Here is a 19,457-nt window from a genome sequence, read left to right as displayed (position 1 = left end):
ACTCTGAGATGAGCGGACATTCAGCGCATCTAGAACATCCAGAGCGGCGGCGTTCCTTTTCAGACTTCACGTTTCCACTTCTCGAGGTGACTCGGGGGCTCGTACAGCACCCGTCGTTTGCTGCGGACCCGCCATCGGCAGGGACCACTGACCCATGCGAGAGAGGCCCACGCGAAGATAGCATCTTTTTTCGGGTATCAGTGAATTGTTCATCATATGAGTTCACACGAGAACCGATCACAGGGGACAATGGGTCGACGTGGTCGGGGCCTGATCGCTCACCTGTTCGACATCGACATCGAACGCGTCGAGTCGCTGAGCTGGCCACTCGGCAATCGGGTCACCGTCGAAGCGGACGCGAACCGACGCTTTCGGTTCGATCATCGACGTTCTCATCGAACGGTGACCGCGTTCGAGGTGACAAACGATACCTGTGTCCTGCGACTCCGGACGCCGGTCGGCCGCGAGAAATTTTACGGGATCTCGAACACCGATATCGCGACCAAGCCGTTACGGGCCGACTGGATTCGAACGGACTGAACCGCCACACTCACGAGCCGAATCGGTCACGTGCCACGATCAGTTTCATTGGCCTCGGTCCGGACGCCTCACATATGGAATACGACGTCATCCAGGGCGACATCGCCGCACAGTCCGCCGACGCGCTCGTCAACGCGGCCGGCACCAGCCTCCGGATGGGGTCCGGCGTCGCCGGCGCGCTCCGCCGCGGTGCGGGCGAGGAGATCAACGAGGAAGCGATGGAAACAGGACCGGTCGACCTCGGCGCGGTCGCGGTCACCGACGCCTACGATCTCGAGGCTGACTACGTTATTCACGCCGCGGCGATGCCCCATTACGGCGTTCACGAGACTCCGACGGAGTCTCGTGAGCCAACCAGAACCGGTGGTTCTGATGACGACAGCGAAGCAACCGCGGAAAGCATTCGGGATGCGACTCGAAACGCGCTCGAGAAAGCCGACGACCTCCGCTGTCGCTCGCTTGTCGTTCCGGCACTGGGCTGTGGGGTCGCCGGCTTCGACCTCGCGGCGGGGGCCGCGATCATCGGCGAGGAACTCGAGCAGTACGAGCCCGAGACGCTCGAGGATGTCCAGTTCATCGCCAACAGCGACGAGGAGTACGACACGATTCGAGCGGCGACCGGCAAATCCGAGTAGTCGGAGATGACTGCGGAAAGCAAGTTGGATCGGTGAATGGAGCCACTATCGAAGCCGATCGGGATGTGGTACGCTCCCGGTAGTCGGATAGCAGCGTTCGGAACGATCCGCTATTCGTGGTGGACGGTGTGAGAGTGCCGACCGGGAGGCGAACGGTCGTCTCAGACGACGACGTTCCACATGTGGCCACAGCGTTCACACTCGAACGTTCGGTTGACCTCCGGGCCGAGCAGTTCACCGTCGACTTCGGTGCCGTCGGTCCCCTTGCAGTTCGGACAGCGTATGTCTCTCATAGTCAATCCGAGATGCTACGTGACGATTCCGATCCGATCTTCCGTTACTAGTGGACCTGTATGGTAGGTAGTAACATATTACTATCGTTATTTCGTTTCATCACACGACCGATCAGCACACTCCGATCGGAACGAACTGGCCGGTCGCCACGTGCACGTCCTAAATAGCGAATCAGCCACAGAACGGTCGGCCGGTCTCGTTCAGGACAGCGAGAGACCGCGAATTTCGACGGTGTCGCCGTCGGCGACATGCCCGATAACCTGCCCGTTAGTCGCCGCGGCCAGCTCCTCAGCGCGGTCCTCAGGAAGCGCGACGACGAAGCCGGTACCCATGTTGAACGTCCGATGCATCTCCGCGTCGGTTACGTCCCCTTCCGCCTGGACGAACTCGAAGACCGGTTGAGCCGGCAGCGGGTCGTCGATGACGTACTCGCACTCGCCCATCCGAAGCAGATTCGTCCAGCCGCCGCCCGTGACGTGAGCCGCCGCGCGGACCTCGTGATCGCGCATCGGCTCAAGCAGGTCAGTATAAATCCGGGTCGGCCGAAGCAGTTCCTCACCGATCGTTTTCTCCGGGTCCAGCGGGAACTCGTCCGCGTACTCGTAGTCTCGAGTCACTGCCTCGCGAGCGAGCGTCAATCCGTTCGAGTGGATGCCGTTCGAGGGGAATCCGACGAGTGCATCGCCGACCTTCGCTTCGCCGTCAAAAATCTCGTCTTTCCCGGCGAGTCCGACACAGGTGCCCGCCAGATCGAATCCTTTCACGACCTCGGGCATGACCGCCGTCTCGCCGCCGAGCATGGTGAGGTCCGCCTGCTCGAGACCGACTGCGAGCCCCTCGCCGATCCCGTTGGTCAGCTCCTCGTCGGGTTCGTCGATCGCGAGGTAGTCGACGAAGGCGACGGGTTCGACCCCCGCCGCAACGAGGTCGTTGACGTTCATCGCGATGCAGTCGATGCCGATCGTCGAGAAGTCCTCGATCGCTTCGGCGACCAGCAGCTTCGTCCCGACGCCGTCGGTCGCCAGCGCGAGATACCGATCGCCGATGTCGAGCAAGCCCGCGTACTCGGTCCGTAGGTCGCTGCCGAAGGCCTCGAGCAAGGCCGCAGTCGCGTCCTCGCTGGCCTCGATGTCGACGCCGGTCTCGGCGTAGGTGAGTCCCTCCGCGTCGCGTTCCTCGTCGTCCGTATCGGTCATACTCGAAGGACCTCCCGGCGCGAGCAAAAGGTCACCGGTCCGGTATCGAGTTAGCCGGGGCCGGCCGATCGGGTAGCCGGTGAGTAGCCGCGTCGACTAGCCGAACGGCCCGACGAACAGGACCACGTACGCCGCGAGCAGCACTGTTGGGACGAAGACGATAGCGAAAATCCCCTTATGCCACTCGAGGACTGACTTGCCGTCAAGTGGGCCAAAGGGGATCATGTTGAACGCGGCCAGGAAGAGATTGATCCAGATCCCCATCTGACCGATCGTCCCGAACGGCTCGGGGAAGATCATCAGCGGGAGGAAGAGCAGCGCTAACAGGAGGTTCGTCACTGGGCCTGCGAGCGCGATCAGGCCGTTCTCGCGTTGGGTCACCCGTCCGCGGTGGTAGACGGCCCCGGGCGCGGCGAAGAGGAAGCCGACGAGTGCTCCCATGATCGCCAGGAAGAGCATCTGATAGTCGGCCCGGAACTCGGCTATCTGGCCGTGTTCGATCGCGACGACCTTGTGTGCGACCTCATGGAGGAGGAACGCGACGCCGACGGTCACGAGGCTCAGCCCGACCATCGTGACGAACGTGCTGACGCTTCCGCCGCGATGGACCGGCGCGAACAATAGCGCGAACGCGACGCTGAGCGTGAGCCATGCGATCGAGAGATCTCGGATCTCCGTGTCGCTAAAGCGCAGTTCGGGATCGGACTGCTGGGTGGTGCGATAGCTCATGAGAGGAATCCTCTGAGTAGCTCGAGGCTATTCTGGGCTCCCTGAAGCAGTTGGCCCATGAGTGCGTCGACGCCGCCGATTTCGGGTGCCAGCCACGGCAGTACCACGAACGGGAACAGCCCCGTCGCGATCATGCTCCCGATGTTCGTGAGCGCGACGATCATTATCAGCCGGAACAGCGGCACATCGAACATCGAATCAAGGGCCTCGCCGATCGGCCGCTCGGTATCGCCGACGATCTCGTTTAGCGTCTGGATGTCCCGCACGTTGACCGGGCGATGTCTGAGTTCGACGTAGCCGGCGAACCAACCGGGCGCGAGCAGCGGGTTGATACTCGTCAGCCAGGCGACCGCACCGCCGACGCCCGCGCTAGTCCAGCGCGCGCCGGCCAGCCGCGCCAGCGTGAACGCGAAGAGCCCGTTGAACAGGAACCAGGCCGCGAACAGCTTCAGCAGGAAGGCGTTCCTGACCCCCGCCATGATCAACAGGAAGAAGAAGGCGAGGAAGCCGACGGTGATCAGATAGCCGAGGATCTTCAGTGGCGAGAACCGGCGGCTCGAGGCGGTTCCGGAAATTGACTCGAGCGTCGGAATCTCCTCGGGGTTCAGCAAGTGGCGTTCGATCCCGGCTTTGTGGCCGGCACCGACGACGGCGAGGACGTCGTACCCCTGTTCGCGAAGGTCATGGAGGTTGTGTGCGATGTAGGCGTCTCGTTCGTCGATCAGGGCGTTCGCACCGCGGGGACTGAACTGGCGGAACTCCTCCATCATGGCGGCGACGACGTCCCCGTCGGTCATCTCCTCGATATCGATTTCATCGATGTCCTCGACGTCACCGCCGAGTCCGTCGAGGCCGAGTCCGAGGACGGCACCGATTGTGACGCCGATCCCGAGTCCGGCCAGTGTCCCGGCTGTGCCCCGAACCGCATAGATACCGGCGCTCTCGACGATCGCGGCCGAGAACGGCCCGACGAAGGTCCCGGTCGCGACCAGTGCGAGACAACCGCTGATCCCGAGGACCAGTCCGGCGAGAATCCGTATCGAAAACCCCGAGAGGTAGCTGCCGGTATACTGCCCGGCGGACTCGAGGGAGGGGAGAAAGAGGAGGCCGACGAACGTGCCGACGAGCGCGCCGACTGCGCCGCCGCCGATGTACTGGAGCGCTGTGGGGTCGGTAATGCCGACTAACAGGAGGTCACCGAAGCCGAGCACTGGGGCGAGAAACGCGGCGACGATGAACCCGAGGAACGCGCCGCCGACGGCACCAAAGGTGAGCCCGAGCGTTCGGGGGTCGGTGATTCCGAGCGCGAGCCCGCCGACCATCTTCAGCTTCTCGGTTAGGGTGAGCCCGCTCCAGAACCGCTGGATCGTCGTCTGAATGTCGCGGTCGACCAGGGCGACACCGTTGTCGTTCGCTTCGGCGGCGTCGATGGCGGCCCGCATGTCGGCACCGGGTTCGATGTCGAACTGGTCGCCGAGCCGGGACTGGACGTACGATAACATCCAGTAGGCCAGAAACTGGAAGACGGTGTTGCCGGAGAGGAGATCGCCCGCTTCGATGTCGTCGGGCGTGCCGCCTTTCATCTGGCGGTACCGCCCTTCGTCGAGTTCGACGGCGACGACGTCCGGGTCCTCTTGGTCGATCGTCTCGCGAACCTCGTCAACACTCGCTTGCGAGACGTGTGCCGTGCCGAGGACCTCGACAGAGCCACGCTCACGCTCAGGTGGTGCTGGCGGCTCCGGCACGTCGGCCTCGCCTGCATCGCTCATTACTCCCCCCAACTCGGCGGCGACTTTTACCAGTATCGGACCGCGAAGGCGTGTAAAATATCTATACATTCGAACTGTTGTGCCGGCCGAACTGTTACTCGAGTCTCACCGACCGGTGAAAGCAAGACTGATTGGTGCCGTCGGGCAATACCGACCAATGACGGCCCTTCGGGAAACGGTAATCGAGAACCGGGAGATGGTGCAGCCGAATCACGCCAACACCCTCGACGTCGCTCACGGCGGCAACGTGATGAAATGGATGGATGAGGTGGGAGCGATGTCAGCCATGCGATTTTCCGGCGAGATGTGTGTCACTGCGCGAGTCAATCAGATGAACTTCGAGCGGCCGATTCCTGTCGGTGACACGGCTTATATTACCGCCTACGTGTACGACGCGGGCACCTCGAGCGTGAAGGTCCGGCTAATCGCCGAGCGCGAGAACCTGCGGACCAGGGAGCGCGAACGGACCACCGAGTCGTACTTCGTCTACGTCGCAATTGACGATGATAACACGCCGACGACGGTTCCCGAGTTGACCGTCGATACGGAGGAAGGTGAACGGCTTCGACGGGAGGCGCTCGAGGACTCTCTGGGAAGAGCCGATTGATCTTCGTCGAGAGTGGTATCGGCCTCGGAGCGTCCACCTCCGGTCTCATTGCTTTCTCCGATACGTTCCGAGTGCTGCGATTCGATCCGGCTGATCGTCGCACCGAACAAGAAATAGGTGTCACCGCTCGAGTCGATTTCGATCCGTCTGCGACCTGAACGACGGAGGCGAGTGACGCGGTGTTACTCCGCGTTAGATTCCTGCGATCGGGGATCAAGCTCCCTGACATCCTCGAGCGTTCCCTCGAGGGTCCCGCGAGTGTCGGCAATCGTCGCACCCACGAGGCCACCGATTGCGCCGCCGGTACTGGCCGCGTTTCGGCTGAACAGGCCACCGATCGCTGCGCCGATCGCTGCGCCGATTGCCGCGTATCGTGCACGGAGCAACACCGCTGTAATTCGTTCTCTCATGTGTCCTATTTGGTGACTGTTGCGGATAAATATACCTCCTGAGTGTGCATGATAGGGTGTCCGTATACGAACGGGCGAAACGATCGGAATTGGTCTGTCAGAGCAACGTATCGACCGCAGCCAGCGACTCGAGGACGTGATCAGGCTCGGTGTCGGCGTCAGTCTCGGCAAGATCCGCGCGATCGGTGACACCGGTGAGTACGAGGGCTGTCTCCATGCCGGCGCGATTGCCGAGTTCGATGTCAGTATTGAGTCGATCGCCGACGACCAGTACGTTCCGCGGATCGGTGTCCAACCGATCCATCGCCGCCGCGGCCGAGATCGAGGATGGTTTGCCCAGAATCGCGTCCGCCTCGCGGCCGGCGACGGCCGCCATCGCGGCGAGGATCGCTCCCGAGCCCGGAATCTCACCGTCATCGATCGGGATCGTCGCGTCTGGATCGGTGCCGTAGAAGGGAACGTTACCTTTGAGCGCCCGCAGAGACTCCCAGAGCGTGCCAAAGGAGAAGTCCCTGTCGAACGATCCCAGCACGACCTCGGCCGCGTCGGGATCCGTCGTCAACTCGACGGCCGCGTCCGCGAGGATCGCCTCGAGTCGCTCCCCGCCGACGAGGTAGACCCGTTCATTGGGGTGGGTTGCTGCGAGGTACTCCGCGGAGACGGTCGCCGACGTGAGGACGGCGTTCGGATCGACGTCGATCCCGTGGGGTGCGAGCTTCTCGCCGTAGTGGTCAGCCCCTCGCGTCGGGTTGTTCGAGAAGAGCAGCCGCGAACAGCCCGCCGCCTCGAGCGCACGTAGCCCGTCGGTGACGGCGGGGAGCAACGCCTCGCCGCGGACGATCGTCCCGTCGACGTCGAGGATCACCGCCTCGTAGTCAGTCATCGCTCGACGGTATGACGGGCCGGCGATTGAGTGTTTGGATGGGGTTCGCGAGTGCCAACGGCAGACGGGCAGTCGCGACGTGTAGCCAAACTCCGTCCGCCGGCGGATCGACGGGTCAGCGCTGGCGCTCGAGGGAGAGTTCCGCGGTCTCGAAATCCGCCGAATCGGCTCGCTCGTTGGATTCAATCAGTCGATCTAGCTTCGCCTCGAACTCGGCCTCGGAGAGTTCGCCAGTGGCGTATCGCTCCTGCAGCGTCGTCACGGGGTCGGTCCCGTTGTCGGCCGTCTCGCTCCTCTCAACACGTTCCGGCTCGACATCGCGCGATTCGTCGCGTCCCGTCCGGCCGGCGAGGTACCAAAGGAGGAGCCCCCGACCACGATCAGGGCAGTGGCCAGAATTGCGTACACCGGGCCGGCCAACAGCAACAACGCGATGATCAGCACGTCGGCCAGAACGAACTTGATGGCGAACAGCTCGACGAGCGAGTAGTCCCGTCCGCCGGTGCTTCCGCTGGCCATGTGTGCTAGTTGTATCCCGGCTGAAATAACTGTAGGGGCCATGTTCCCGAGCTGACGGATCGTCAGCCGGTCGTGATGTATCGACGAAGTCGGTGATGCGAGACCGGTAGTTGGCCAATCGCTGGGAAAACACCATACCGCTGCCGACCGAACGAGAAGGCATGACACTCGATGTCGAGATTCCTGATCCGCCGAGACTCCACGGCTCACAGGACCCCGGTGACTACGACGCCGTCGACGAACCGGAGGAGCGAACGGGAGACACCGTTCGCCGCGAAGCGCTGGCCGACTTCCTCGAGGCGGGTGCTTGGGAAGACGCCTTCGACGAGTGGGCCAGGGACACCTACCTGTCCGAAACGGAGTTTCGGGCCGTCCGCGATTCGGGCTTGCTCGAGAAACTCGACTTCTACTGGAACCCATCCGCAGAAGATGTTGGCTACCGCGCGCCGGCGGTTCCGGACGATCTAGCGGCGACTCACGAGGGACTCGACGATGACGACATTCAGGGCATCGAGGAGGAGTTGGACTCGCTCGGTCGGACGGTAAGCGAAGTGCTGGAAACCGATTACATCCACCGCGACGGAGAGGAGTTCGGCTACACGTGGGAGTGACGTGACGATCGGAATCGCTGACTGCAATCCGTCGAGTGCAGCCGAGGATCGCGGGTCCGTATCTTTCCGGCACCGAGGTTTTAGCCGTTCAATGCTCGTATAAAGACGACATGGACGACAATCGGGGCACCGTCGGTCCGGTGTGGTCGGGGCTCGAGAACGAGCCCCGAGAACTACTCGAAACGACCCGTCGAATCGTGGCGGCAGATACCCAGAATCCGCCGGGGAATACGCGAGCGCTGGCTGACTGGCTCGCCGAGGAGTTCAGATCGCTCGGATGCGACTGCGAGCGCTTCGCCATCGATCCGATGAAACCGAACATTGTCGCCACGATGCCGGGTGCCAGCGACTTCACGCTCCTGTACAACGGCCATCTCGATACGGTTCCGTTTCGCGAGGCGGAGTGGACGTACGATCCGCTCGGCGAGGTAGACGGCGACCGACTGTACGGTCGGGGGACGACCGATATGAAGGGTGCCATCGGAGCGATGCTCCAGGTCGCCCGAACGTACGCCAAAACGGATACCGAGCCGCCGATCACGATGCAGTTCGCTCTCGTGAGCGATGAGGAGGTTGGCGGCGAAGTCGGACTCGACACACAGTTACAAAACGCTCAACTGAACCCCGACGCCTGTGTCGTCGGCGAAGCGACTGGCCGACGCGATAGCAACTCGATCGCGGTCGGTGATCGGGGATACGTCTGGCCGTCGATCAGGTACGAGGGATACGCAGCCCACGGCTCGAGACCGATGTTCGGCGAGAACGCGATCGATCGCCTGTACGAACTGGTTCGGACCTGTCGACAGCGACTTCGAGGGCTCGAGATCTCGACCGACGGGATCGACGAAGCGATCCTTGCCGAGAGCATCGAGTACTATTCAACCCACCTCGACAGGGAGACGGCGACTGCCCTGTTTCGCTCGCCGACTGTCAATCTCGGTACGTTCAACGGCGGCAGTGCGGTCAATACCGTCCCCGCGAGCGCCGAAGCCACACTCGACGTTCGCGTGTTGCCGTCAGTCGATTCGGACGCGATCATCGCCCGGATTCGAGACTGCCTCGACGCTCGAGACGCTGCGACGCTCGTCGATGTAACGTGTAAGGCAGGGTCGTACACGGCCCCCGATTCGGCAGTCGTTCGAGCAATGAGCCGCGTCGTCGACGATGTCGTCCCGACACCGGTGTATCGCCGGTTTGCAACGGGAAGCGGTGACGCACAAGTGTTCCGCGATAACGGGGTCCCGAGCGTCGAATTCGCGACCGGCACGGGAACGGCACACGCGGTCGACGAGTACACGACCGTCGACAAACTTCTCCGGAACGCGCTCGTGTACGCGCGGCTCCCATTCGAGATCGATCGGATCCGCGGTGACTGAAACCGGACTTCCCGGCCGTGAGGTGGGAATTCTTATCCGGGAACCCGACCTACGACCGTCCATGACACTCGAGGTCGAGCCCCCCGAACCGCCGGAATTAGAGTTCGTCGATCCGAACGAGTACGAGGACGCGACCATCAGCGCCGACGATGCCGAGGAGATCGACTACCGTCGCGAGGAACTACAGGCGTTCCTCGAGGAGGGAGCCTGGACCGAAGCGTTCGACGAGTGGCGCGCGGACACGGATCTCGAGGAATCCGAGTACGAGATCGCCCGCGACCTCGATCTCTTCGCGGGCTTTGACTTCTTCTGGGACGACTTCGCCGATCGCGTAGGGTATCACGCGCCCGGCATTCCGGAGGACTGGCAGGCCCGAGAGTACCATCCCGACCTCGACACCTGGGGAACGGTCTCGTCGATCAACGCCGAACTGACCGAGTTCGGCCAGATCGTCTCGGTCACGCTCAAAGAGGAGTACGTCGACTGGGAGGCCGAGTACGAGCCGCCGGAGGATCTGCCCGACTTCGACTAACGGTCGGAACCGGCCATCGCAGCGCTCGTCGCCGATATCGCTCGCTGGACGCTGACCTCCCAGTTACCGAGTCGCGACGATTGCGAGCGTCTCCGGTCGATCGCAGGCGAGTTCAATCTCGAAGCCGGCGGCCTCGAGTTGCCCTGTCGCTGCCGCGAGGTCGAACCGCTCCTCGAGCGGCGGGCCGGCGTCCGAATCACCGTCGGCCGACCAGTCGACTGTGACCAGTCGGCCGTCGGGACGGAGGACCCGCGCGAGTTCCATGAGGGCACCATCGGCATCGTCGTCCGCCTCCGTTCCCTCCATTACCGTCGGCGACGCGTACTCATGGTGTGTCATCGTCGAGTACGCACCGTCGAGTTCTCCATCGTCGAAGGGAAGCGACGAGATTTCGGCCGTGACGAACTCGACGGCCTTGGGAACGCCCTTCTCTCGGTAGCGATCGTGCATCGCGGACTGGACGTCTACCGCGTACAGAGTGTCGACGAACGGTGCGACGTCGTCCGCGTAAAAGCCCGTCCCGGAGCCGAGATCTGCGACGACGCCGTCCGCCGTCGGCTCGAGCATCGCGAGCAGTTCCTCCCGAGAGCAGTATCGGTAGCGAGACGGGTCCTCGAGGGCGTCCGCTCGATCGACCGGATACGTGTGAAATCCCATATGGCCGTTCCGGACCGCCCGACCTTCCGCGTTGTGTTCCCTGCCGAACCCGAGCGGAGTCGCGCGTGCGTCGGTCAAACTTATTGCAGGGAGAAACGGATCGGCGACGTCACTGGTTCGGCCGTTCGGCGCTACTCGGGCCGACCGCGGCCCGAAACGCGACTCGAGGCGGATGAAAAGATGTTACCCCGACCATTCGCCAGCGATGTCGCCGGCGATGTTCCGTCGCCACTGATCGAATCCGTCTTCGCAGTCGGTGTTGTCGTCGATGTGATCGATGAATCCGGCTCCTGGCGATGCGAGTTCGTCGCCACAGAACGGACAGGTGATCGGGTCGACCCAATTTGTTGTCGTGGTAGCAGCCATTGGTACCAAAGTCGACCAGAAACTATCATATAAGTCTCACCCGTTAGGAATCATTATAATTAGTATGTTATATAATGTCATATGATTTCGAATCGGTGGTTTGTTTCCCGTCAACGGACCGACGAGGGCCGGGATCGGTGGATACACGGTCGTCCGGTTGCGACTCTCGGAGCGAACGAATGTCGGTTCGACGAGCGGCCGGACGGCTGGCGAGCTATGACGCGCTCATACTGACGGCCGCGATCTGGTTTCTCGCGAAATTCCTTCGGTACGCCTTTCCGCCGCTGTTCGACGCGTTTCAGTCGAGCTACGGCGTTTCTGATGCCGTCCTCGGAACCGCGTTTTCCGGACTGATGCTCGTCTACGCGGCCATGCAGTTTCCCTCCGGCGTGCTCGCGGACCGGCTCGGTTCGGTGACCGTTATCACGGCCGGCGCGCTCGTCGCGGCCGCGGCCGCGCTCGCACTGGTCATTGACTCGCCGTTTCTCGTCCTCGTCGGCGCGATGCTCGTGATCGGGGCCGGCACCGGCGCGCACAAGACCGTCGCCGTTCGACTCCTCGCTCGAGCCTATCCGACCCGGACGGGGCGAGCGCTCGGCGTGTTGGATACGTTCGGTGCGCTCAGCGGCGTCGTCGCGCCCGCCGCCGTCGTCGGGGTCGCGTCGCTGGCGCTCGGTCCGGTCTCGAGCTGGCGACTGGTCTTTCTGGGTGCCGGCCTCGTCGGGCTAGCGCTCGCAGCGGCGTTCCGGGTTCGGGTCCCGAAGCGCCTGCCGGGCGAATCGAGCGGCATCGATGCGAGCTCGAGCGATCGTGGCGGCGAAATAGCGCAGTACGCGTCGCTCTTTCGGGACTGGCGGTTCTCGACGTTCGCCCTGTTGACGGTCCTGTTCTCGTTTACCTACAACGGGTTGGTCGCGTTCGCACCCCGATACCTCACCGCGGAAGCGGGGCTCACGACGGCGACCGCGAGCCTGCTCTACAGCGGGCTCTTCCTCGCGAGTCTGGTACAGTTGGTGACCGGAAACCTCAGCGATCGGGTGGGCCGATTGCCCATCATCGTCGCGACGCTCGGCCTCGCCTCGATCGCGCTGGTCGCCTTCGTTTCCCTGACCGGAACGAGTAATCCGATCCTGCTTGGTGGGTTACTCGTCACCGTCGGCCTCGGCTCGCACGGCTTCCGGCCCGTCAGGGGTGCGTACCTGATGTCGGCCATTCCGGACGACGTCGCCGGCGGCGGACTGGGCGTCGTCCGAACGCTGTTGATGGGGGCCGGCGCGATCGCACCCGCGGTCGTCGGGACCCTCTCGGAGACCGCCGGCTTCAGGGCCGCGTTCTGGCTGCTCGCCTCGACGGTCGTCGGGGCAACGCTACTCGGTTGTCTGCTCTGGGTTTTCGAACGGGCGTGACTGGCTCGCGTTCCGGTCACCGACCTGCCACCGAGCCCGCGTTCGGTCTCGAAAGGGGTCCTCACTACTGCCACCGGAATCGCCGGAGAGGGTACTGCGGAAAGAGTTAACACATTCTGTTGTGTATGGTATACCATGACACTCGAGGAGCAACGCGAGTACGTCTGCGTCCAGTGTGGCCGGCGGGAAACGGTCGGGGACGCACTCCTCGGCACCTGTCAGCAGTGCGGGGGCGAGATGCGAAACGTCGAGTTGATCCGGGACTAGCCGGATCTACCCAGCCGTCACGGTCTCGATGCACCCTCCCGAGCGGTGCCGCCGTTTTGCGAGCGACTCGAGTCATCGATCCGAACTCACGTCCGAGCGAGCAACATTGCAACCCCAATCAGCACGAGTCCGACGACAACTGCACCGCCACCGATCGTCGTCTCGCCCGCAAGCGCGGTGACGCTACCGGCGACGACTCCTGCGCCCCCACCGCCGGCGACGATTGCGGACGAAAGCGTCGGTGATGCGGTCGTCTCGGCTCGAACGTCCTCGAGGTCCGCTCGAAGCGCCTCGATCTCCTCGGAGTGGCTCGTCCGAGTCTCGACATCCTCAATCCGCGTCTCAATCGACTCGGACCGCTCTTCGAGCCCCGAGAGTTGTTCAGAAACCGTCGCCACCTGTTCACCGAACGAGTCGAGTTCGCCGTCGAGCAACTGTACGTCGTCGTCGAGCGCTCGGACATCACCATCGAGTGCCTGCAGATCACCGTCGAGTTCCGTTACCGCCGATTCGTCAGGCCCCGACTCGACGGCTCGAGTGAGGTCGTCGTGATCCGAACGGAGTGACTCGAGGCGGTCGGCGACCGACGAGATGTCATCCGCGAGCGCCGCGACATCCTCGTCAGTCGCGGCCGTGTCGGCAGTGTCATCGACTCGATCTGCGAGCGTCGCGAGGTCCGAGCTGACGCCGTCGATCTCGGAGTCGAGCCCCTCGAGTGTCGACGAGAGGTCCTCGAAACGGGTTTCGTGGGTGTCCAATCGCTCTTCGGTGTCGGCGATTCGATCGTCTCTCTCCGAGAGCGTCTCGGCGAGCGACTCGGTCTCGTCCTCGAGGGTGGTCCGAAGCGCCGCGACGTCGTCCTCGAGTGCTGTCCGAACCTCGTCCACCCGATCGTCGACCGTCGCCTCTACGTCGTCCACTCGATCGGTGACCGTCGTTCGAACGTCGCTCACCTGCGCTTCGAGACTCGCCCGAACCTCGTCCACTCGGTCCTCGAGTTCGGTGTCGAGATCGTCGATCCGGTCCTCGACGGCCGCGAGATCCGTCGCGATGGCATCGGTGTCCGCAGTCACCGCATCGATCTCGGCGGTCGTGTTAGCGAGGGAGTCGCGCAACTGAGCGACGTCATCCTCTGGCACCGTTTCGTCATCGAGCCGCTCGACGGTGTTCTCGAGCGCTGTGAGATCCTCGTCGATCCCGTCCGTTGCGTCCGCGATCCGGGCTTCGAGGGTCGAGACCGTGTCGTCGATTCGCCGGTCGATCGCATCCTCGAGCGACTGGAGCTCCGAGTCGAGCGTTTCGAGGTCCTCATCAGTTGTCTCGAGATCAGCCGCGAGCCCCTCGACCGTCTCTCGACTGGCGGCCCGCGTTTCGAGGTCGTCGAGCGTTTCCGTCACGTCCGAAATCGTCTCTCCGAGGTCGTCGACCGCCGTCTCGAGGGTCGACAGATCGTCCGCGATGGCGTCAACTCGTTCGTCGTCCGTCGTCGCCGCCTCGAGGTCGTCGATCGAGTCCTGAACGGCCTCGAGACCGGTATCGAGCGCTGCGGTGCGGTCGTCCACCGTTCCGCGGACGGCATCTAGCTCGTCGTCGACGGCCGCGAACTCCTCGTCGAGCGTCGATTCGACGGTCTCGAAGCGCGCATCGGTCCGTTCGGAGTGCTCTTCGAGTCGCCCCGACACGCCGTCGATCCGTGTGCTCAGTTCCTCGAGCCGTCCCGCAACGCCCTCGATTCGCGTTCCGGCGCGATCGACGTCCGCCTCGAGGGCCTCGAGTTTGTCGGTCAGTCCCGAGACCCGTCCCTCGACCGCCTCGAGCGCCGCTTCGCTCGCGGCGGTCGTTTCGAGCTCATCCAGGTCGGCCTGGACGGCGACGAGATCTTCGTCGACCGTCTCTGTCCGATCGGCGACCGTCTCGAGGTCGGCCGCCAGCTCAATAACCCGTTCGTCGAGGCCCGCTCGCTCGTCGGCCGCAGTCGTTTCGACCGCGGCGAGGTCGTCGTCGAGGGCCTCGAGATCATCGTCGAGATCGCCGACGTCGTCCGCTACCGCCGCGAGCGCGTCCGACAACGCCTCGAGTTCATCATCGACGGTCTCGAGGTCGTCCTCGAGATCAGTCACGTCGTCGTCGCTCGCGTGCGTCCCGCTTTCATCCTCGAGATCAGTCAGATCGTCGGCAAACGACTCGAGGCGATCGTCGAGTTCGTCGACAGTTTCGGCCGCAGCCGTTCGCTCCTCGATATACTCGAGATCGTCGAACAGGACCTCGAGATCCTCGCGGACGGACTCGATCTCGGCGTCGCGGTTCGCGAGTCGATCGAACAACTGATCGATGGCGTCGTCGGTTCGCTGGGTGTCTCCGGGTGGCGCTTCCCCGTCGTCGAACGCGAGTTCGGTCGCCCCGCTCATCGCGGACGCCTCGTCCGCACTTGAGGAGTCGTCAGTGTCCTCACCGGGAGTGACGGAGGCGGACCAGGTGACTGCCTCGTAGGCCTCGACGTCGTCCCGGGCCGCCGCGAGCGCGCCTCGAGCGGCGCTCGCAGCGGGGTCGTCCGCAAGTCGAACGCCGCGAACCGAGAACGGAAGCGTCGCTGCATCGAATCGGCCGCCGATGAGGAATTCGACGCCCTCGAGCGCGGCCTCACCGGCGACCGCGATCGGAACGGATACCCCCTGCTGGATGTCGCTCTCGTCGGCCGCATCTCGGATCGCCTCGATCACCTCGGCTATCAGGGCGTCGTAGGCCTGCGCGATAGCGCTCTCGATCCCACCTGCCGCCGCGTCGGGGTCGAGCGTGAACGCCTCGAGGACGTCGGCGACCCGTGCCGGTTCGCGACCGGTTTCGCCGGCCGCACGCTCGATGATCCACTCGCGCCCTTTGGCGAGTGAGACGGCCATCGCCGGAACGCCGTAGTACGCGAGCGTGACACTCGTCGTCTGTGCCCTGAGGCAGATGCCGAGCCCAGTGTAGTTGTCGGCCGCCAGTTGGTCATAGACGACGGCGAATCCCGTGCTGATCGGCGTTGCGTCGAGTCCGCGGTCAGCTAGAATCGACTCGACGGCCTCGCGGTGTGCGTCGGTCGGCGCTGTCTTGTCGACGAGCGGTCCCGGCGTCGTATAACAGAGCCGGCCGGCCGTCGCGTCATCCACGACGTCGTCGATAAGCATATCTAACGCGGGCAATGCGTACGCCGTCGCGTCCGTTGCGAGAACGCCGTTCGCGAACAGGGACTTCGGTCCCCCGTCCGCGGCGTTGGCGGCCGCTCGAGCGTTCGTGCCGACTGCGTACGTCGCGTCGTCTACGTCGATCGTTGCCCCCGGCTCCGAGAGTCCCCTGTGCTGAGCGCGGCGTCGTCGACCGGTACAACGACCGGCGGCACCGATTCGATCGTCGGACCGTCGCCTGCGTCAGTGATGGCCCGGATTTCCCCCGGTCCGATGTCGAGACCGTAATCCATGCCCTCGGTAATTCGAACGATCCTATTGGAGGTTTGCCCCACAGTACCAGATGTGAAAATCAGCCCGGTATCGACGACTCGGGTTCACTCCATGGCTGGCCCACCGACGAGTGCGCCGAGTTCCGATCACGATCGTGCCCGTACCCTCGATATCTACGGCCGATTAAAATTATTTCTTACCCGAGTACTTGTTTAGACTTCTCCGATACCAGACTATTTTCTGGCGAGAGTGGAACTGCCACTCATACCCGATATAGGGTTCGAAATGCCATATATTCTTGCATAGCTGGGAAGTCGTACCACACAGCGATCATAATCCTCTACGTTTATCAGTCAGGACAGTGGTGTGTTACGTATATGTCTGAAACCGGGACGGAGTCCCGTCCGCTGGTCCGACAGCTTCCGGATCCAACCACAGCGTCGAACGTCCGGTATGATCCGTCGCTCGAGGAACTGCGCAAACTCGCCGAGCCCGACGAGACGACGACTGAGTTCGGATCGGCGTCGTACGTCAGTGAGGTCCGCTCGCGGAGTGCCGATCGGACGAAAAACGCCGTCGACGACGAGTTCACCGACCACGATCACGAACTCGTCGACGACGCAATCGATCTCACGAGCGACCGTGAGATGCTCTGCGTCGATCGACTGATGGGCCGTCATCCAGATGCTGCCTTCTGCTGTCGCTTGTTCGTCCCCGTCGAGCACGCTCGAATCGCCTATGCGTGGGCGAGTCTGTTCGAGCCAGCTGACGGGCAGGACCCCGATCTCTACACCGTCCACCTGCCCGATTACGACGAAACCGAGATTCGAGTCCTTCCCGATACCGGTGTGACGACCATACTCGGCACGGATTACATTGGCGAAGCCAAGAAGTCGTTCCTCCGGCTGTACATGTATCGGATCAAGCAGCAGGGCGGCCTCGGACTCCACGCAGGGAGCAAGCGGGTCCGCGTCCGTGACGATGACGACGAGCTACAGACCGTCGGCCAGGTGTTCATGGGCCTCTCCGCGACCGGCAAATCCACGCTGACCTCTCACGGCTGCTGGCTCGAGGAACCCGAAGACGCCACCATGTTGCAAGACGATGTCTGCGGTCTCCTCTCTGACGGCACCGTCGCCGGCAGCGAGGGTGAGGGACTGTTCATCAAGACGATCGGCCTCAGTAAGGACGAGCAGCCGGAGCTCTACGAGACCGCGACCGCTGAATCGGCGATCCTCGAGAACGTCGCGGTCGACGACGACGGCACTGTCCACTTCGATGAGGACCGCTATACGTCGAACTCCCGGGCCATCGTCCAGCGCGACCAACTCGAGAGCGCGGACGAGGAGATCGACTTAGACCGGATGGATCAGGTCTTCTTCATCACCCGAAACCCGCTGATGCCACCGGTCGCCAAACTCGACGAGGAGCAGGCCGCCGTCGCCTTCATGCTCGGCGAGTCGATCGAGACCAGCGCTGGCGACCCGTCACGAGCAGGCGAGTCGATCCGCGTCGTCGGAACGAACCCCTTCATCATCGGTCCGGAGGGCGAGGAGGGAATATCTTCCACGAACTCATCGACCTCCTCGAGGTCGACTGTTACGTCATCAACACGGGCTATATCGGTGAGCAGTCGAAAGACATCGGCGTCACCGAGTCCGTGATGATCCTGACGGAAGCCGCCCGCGGGACCATCGAGTGGACCCGCGACGAGCAGATGGATCTAACGATTCCCGAATCCGTCCCGGGACTCGACATCAACGACTACTACGTGCCTGACCACGTCGACGACTACGACGACGCACTCGCGGAACTACGCGCCGAACGCCGTGACTACCTCGAGCAGTTCGACGAACTCCGCGAGGAGATCAAAGACGCAGTCTACTGATCAAACGTCTCGCTTGACGAGTGAATTGGTAACCAGATCCCCAACTCTCGGACTCAGTCCGGCCCCGAGTAGTGGGGCAGCACTTGCCCGACACGAATACCGTTATATGTGTCGAGTTCTCACGGTTCGGTAATGAGCGCACAGGTACGAAAACCGACCGCGAGAATCTGTGAAGAGTGCGGTCGAGGCGAACAGTGGGACGAAAACCTCGAGGCCTGGCAGATCGCCCGCGACGATGGTGAGAAACAGGTCGGCAATCCACACTGCATCCACGAGTGGGACATCACCGGGACGTTCAAACCGGTCGACGCAACCGACAGCTGACCGACCCCGACCCGCCGTGAGCGAACGAAACGGACGTTTTTCACCGACTCGAGCGTAGCGACTTCCATGCCGACTGTTTACATTACAGCGCCACCCGAAGCCGCCGACGGGATCGCCGAGACGTTGGTCGAGGAGCGACTCGCTGCCTGCGTCAATCGTCTATCGACGACCTCGACCTACCGCTGGGAGGGCGAGATTCACAACGACGACGAGGCCGTGTTGCTCGCGAAGACCACTGACGACGTGTACGACGATCTCGTCGACCGCGTCCGTGACATCCACCCCTACGACGTCCCCTGTATCGAGCGCTTCGACGAGAGCGACGTCCTCGAGTCGTTCGCAGCGTGGCGAACGGAGAGCGTCGAGTGACGGAACGGGGTTGATTCGGCCGGTGTACGTCAGACGGTCACAGACGATGACTACCCGAATTAGCAACCCTTAAAACTCGCGCACGGGTTATCACGGATATGGCTGGAACCATCGAAGTGCTCGTTCCGGGTGGCCAGGCCAATCCTGGCCCACCACTCGGTCCCGAGCTCGGACCGACGCCCGTCGACGTGCAGGCCGTCGTACAGGAAATCAACGATCAGACCGAAGCGTTCGACGGGACCGAAGTCCCCGTCACCGTCGACTACGAGGAGGACGGCTCCTTCGAGATCGACGTCGGTGTCCCGCCGACGGCGGCACTGATCAAAGACGAGGCTGATTTCGATACCGGCAGCGGCGAACCCCAGAAGGACTTCGTCGCGGATCTTTCCGTTGAACAGGTCAAGACGATCGCCGAACAGAAACACCCTGACCTGCTCGCCTACGATACGATCAACGCCGCGAAGGAGGTCGTCGGTACCTGCGCTTCGATGGGCGTCACCATCGAGGGCAACGACGCTCGAGAGTTCAAGCAGCGAGTCGACGACGGCGAGTACGACGACGTGCTCGCTGGCGAAGCGAGCGCCTGAATACGGCGCAGCGAGTGCTTCTTCGTTCTCGTAGACCCTAGTAGTGTCAGCGACG

General features: G+C 63.1%; 21 protein-coding genes and 2 pseudogenes. 12 read left to right on the top strand and 11 right to left on the bottom strand.

Features of this window, described 5'->3' with window-relative positions; genetic code table 11:
* Window positions 1-216: 216 nt before the first annotated feature.
* Both K6I40_RS11625 and K6I40_RS11620 read left to right on the top strand, forming a co-directional pair.
* The gene (locus K6I40_RS11625) at window positions 217-540 is read left to right on the top strand and encodes a hypothetical protein (protein WP_222919149.1); all 324 of its coding nucleotides are present in this window, start codon (window positions 217-219) and stop codon (window positions 538-540) included.
* A 74-nt stretch (window positions 541-614) separates the two neighbouring features.
* The gene (locus K6I40_RS11620; protein WP_222919148.1) at window positions 615-1,175 is read left to right on the top strand and encodes a macro domain-containing protein; all 561 of its coding nucleotides are present in this window, start codon (window positions 615-617) and stop codon (window positions 1,173-1,175) included.
* A gap of 161 nt (window positions 1,176-1,336) precedes the next feature.
* On the opposite strand, the gene K6I40_RS28390 is transcribed toward K6I40_RS11620, so the two are convergent.
* The 4 genes from K6I40_RS28390 to K6I40_RS11605 form a co-directional block, all read right to left on the bottom strand.
* Window positions 1,337-1,468 (bottom strand): hypothetical protein, encoded by a 132-nt coding sequence (locus K6I40_RS28390; protein WP_255681987.1) that lies wholly within the window; start codon window positions 1,466-1,468, stop codon window positions 1,337-1,339.
* A gap of 201 nt (window positions 1,469-1,669) precedes the next feature.
* A complete protein-coding gene (purM, locus tag K6I40_RS11615; RefSeq protein WP_222919147.1) occupies window positions 1,670-2,665 on the bottom strand; it encodes a phosphoribosylformylglycinamidine cyclo-ligase in 996 nt (331 codons plus the stop codon).
* A 96-nt stretch (window positions 2,666-2,761) separates the two neighbouring features.
* On the bottom strand, window positions 2,762-3,394 hold the full coding sequence (locus K6I40_RS11610) for a metalloprotease (protein WP_222919146.1): 633 nt from the start codon (window positions 3,392-3,394) through the stop codon (window positions 2,762-2,764).
* Entirely contained in the window at window positions 3,391-5,163 is a 1,773-nt protein-coding gene (locus tag K6I40_RS11605; protein ID WP_222919145.1) for a TraB/GumN family protein, read from the bottom strand. The genes K6I40_RS11610 and K6I40_RS11605 overlap by 4 nt, the downstream gene beginning before the upstream one ends.
* 157 nt (window positions 5,164-5,320) lie before the next feature.
* Here K6I40_RS11605 and K6I40_RS11600 point away from each other — a divergent pair, with 157 nt between their 5' ends.
* A complete protein-coding gene (locus K6I40_RS11600; RefSeq protein WP_222919144.1) occupies window positions 5,321-5,770 on the top strand; it encodes an acyl-CoA thioesterase in 450 nt (149 codons plus the stop codon).
* Window positions 5,771-5,952: 182 nt separating this feature from the next.
* On the opposite strand, the gene K6I40_RS11595 is transcribed toward K6I40_RS11600, so the two are convergent.
* The 3 genes and pseudogenes from K6I40_RS11595 to K6I40_RS11585 form a co-directional block, all read right to left on the bottom strand.
* Window positions 5,953-6,180 carry a hypothetical protein gene (locus tag K6I40_RS11595; protein WP_222919143.1) on the bottom strand — a complete coding sequence of 76 codons (228 nt, stop codon included), beginning with the start codon at window positions 6,178-6,180 and terminating at the stop codon, window positions 5,953-5,955.
* Window positions 6,181-6,277: 97 nt separating this feature from the next.
* The gene (locus K6I40_RS11590) at window positions 6,278-7,063 is read right to left on the bottom strand and encodes an HAD-IIA family hydrolase (protein ID WP_222919142.1); all 786 of its coding nucleotides are present in this window, start codon (window positions 7,061-7,063) and stop codon (window positions 6,278-6,280) included.
* 115 nt (window positions 7,064-7,178) lie between these two features.
* Window positions 7,179-7,582, bottom strand: a pseudogene (locus K6I40_RS11585) (SHOCT domain-containing protein).
* A gap of 161 nt (window positions 7,583-7,743) precedes the next feature.
* On the opposite strand from K6I40_RS11585, the gene K6I40_RS11580 reads away from it, so the two are divergent.
* From K6I40_RS11580 to K6I40_RS11570, 3 genes are all read left to right on the top strand, one after another.
* The gene (locus K6I40_RS11580) at window positions 7,744-8,193 is read left to right on the top strand and encodes a hypothetical protein (protein ID WP_222919141.1); all 450 of its coding nucleotides are present in this window, start codon (window positions 7,744-7,746) and stop codon (window positions 8,191-8,193) included.
* 110 nt (window positions 8,194-8,303) lie between these two features.
* Window positions 8,304-9,569 (top strand): M20/M25/M40 family metallo-hydrolase, encoded by a 1,266-nt coding sequence (locus K6I40_RS11575; RefSeq protein WP_222919140.1) that lies wholly within the window; start codon window positions 8,304-8,306, stop codon window positions 9,567-9,569.
* 61 nt (window positions 9,570-9,630) lie between these two features.
* On the top strand, window positions 9,631-10,101 hold the full coding sequence (locus K6I40_RS11570; RefSeq protein WP_222919139.1) for a hypothetical protein: 471 nt from the start codon (window positions 9,631-9,633) through the stop codon (window positions 10,099-10,101).
* A gap of 63 nt (window positions 10,102-10,164) precedes the next feature.
* Here the strand turns inward: K6I40_RS11570 and K6I40_RS11565 are convergent, their stop codons facing one another.
* Window positions 10,165-10,758: a class I SAM-dependent methyltransferase gene (locus K6I40_RS11565; protein ID WP_222919138.1), complete on the bottom strand. Its 594-nt coding sequence runs from the start codon at window positions 10,756-10,758 to the stop codon at window positions 10,165-10,167.
* Between the two features lie 183 nt (window positions 10,759-10,941).
* The gene (locus K6I40_RS11560; RefSeq protein ID WP_222919137.1) at window positions 10,942-11,124 is read right to left on the bottom strand and encodes a hypothetical protein; all 183 of its coding nucleotides are present in this window, start codon (window positions 11,122-11,124) and stop codon (window positions 10,942-10,944) included.
* A 179-nt stretch (window positions 11,125-11,303) separates the two neighbouring features.
* Here K6I40_RS11560 and K6I40_RS11555 point away from each other — a divergent pair, with 179 nt between their 5' ends.
* Window positions 11,304-12,530 carry an MFS transporter gene (locus tag K6I40_RS11555; RefSeq protein ID WP_222919136.1) on the top strand — a complete coding sequence of 409 codons (1,227 nt, stop codon included), beginning with the start codon at window positions 11,304-11,306 and terminating at the stop codon, window positions 12,528-12,530.
* 135 nt (window positions 12,531-12,665) lie between these two features.
* The gene (locus K6I40_RS11550; protein WP_222919135.1) at window positions 12,666-12,797 is read left to right on the top strand and encodes a rubrerythrin-like domain-containing protein; all 132 of its coding nucleotides are present in this window, start codon (window positions 12,666-12,668) and stop codon (window positions 12,795-12,797) included.
* An 86-nt stretch (window positions 12,798-12,883) separates the two neighbouring features.
* Here K6I40_RS11550 and K6I40_RS11545 read toward each other — a convergent pair whose 3' ends face one another.
* Together K6I40_RS11545 and K6I40_RS28385 are read right to left on the bottom strand one after the other, a co-directional pair.
* Window positions 12,884-15,964: a chromosome segregation ATPase gene (locus K6I40_RS11545; RefSeq protein ID WP_255681986.1), complete on the bottom strand. Its 3,081-nt coding sequence runs from the start codon at window positions 15,962-15,964 to the stop codon at window positions 12,884-12,886.
* Between the two features lie 131 nt (window positions 15,965-16,095).
* A complete protein-coding gene (locus tag K6I40_RS28385) occupies window positions 16,096-16,254 on the bottom strand; it encodes a hypothetical protein (protein WP_255681985.1) in 159 nt (52 codons plus the stop codon).
* A gap of 357 nt (window positions 16,255-16,611) precedes the next feature.
* Between K6I40_RS28385 and K6I40_RS11540 the strand changes: the two are divergent.
* The 4 genes and pseudogenes from K6I40_RS11540 to K6I40_RS11525 all read left to right on the top strand — a co-directional run bounded on the left by K6I40_RS11540 (window position 16,612) and on the right by K6I40_RS11525 (window position 19,402).
* Window positions 16,612-18,122 (top strand): annotated as a pseudogene (locus tag K6I40_RS11540) (phosphoenolpyruvate carboxykinase (ATP)).
* A 132-nt stretch (window positions 18,123-18,254) separates the two neighbouring features.
* Window positions 18,255-18,446, top strand: a complete 192-nt coding sequence (locus tag K6I40_RS11535; RefSeq protein ID WP_222919134.1) for an HEWD family protein — start codon at window positions 18,255-18,257, stop codon at window positions 18,444-18,446.
* A 66-nt stretch (window positions 18,447-18,512) separates the two neighbouring features.
* Window positions 18,513-18,815 carry a divalent-cation tolerance protein CutA gene (cutA, locus tag K6I40_RS11530; protein WP_222919133.1) on the top strand — a complete coding sequence of 101 codons (303 nt, stop codon included), beginning with the start codon at window positions 18,513-18,515 and terminating at the stop codon, window positions 18,813-18,815.
* Between the two features lie 98 nt (window positions 18,816-18,913).
* On the top strand, window positions 18,914-19,402 hold the full coding sequence (locus K6I40_RS11525) for a 50S ribosomal protein L11 (RefSeq protein ID WP_222919132.1): 489 nt from the start codon (window positions 18,914-18,916) through the stop codon (window positions 19,400-19,402).
* Window positions 19,403-19,457 lie beyond the last annotated feature (55 nt).

The sequence above is a fragment of the Natrinema sp. SYSU A 869 genome (genome assembly GCF_019879105.1).
GTDB lineage: Archaea > Halobacteriota > Halobacteria > Halobacteriales > Natrialbaceae > Natrinema.
The sequence above is the reverse complement of the archived record's forward strand: the minus strand, read 5'-3'. Positions and strand labels throughout refer to the sequence as shown.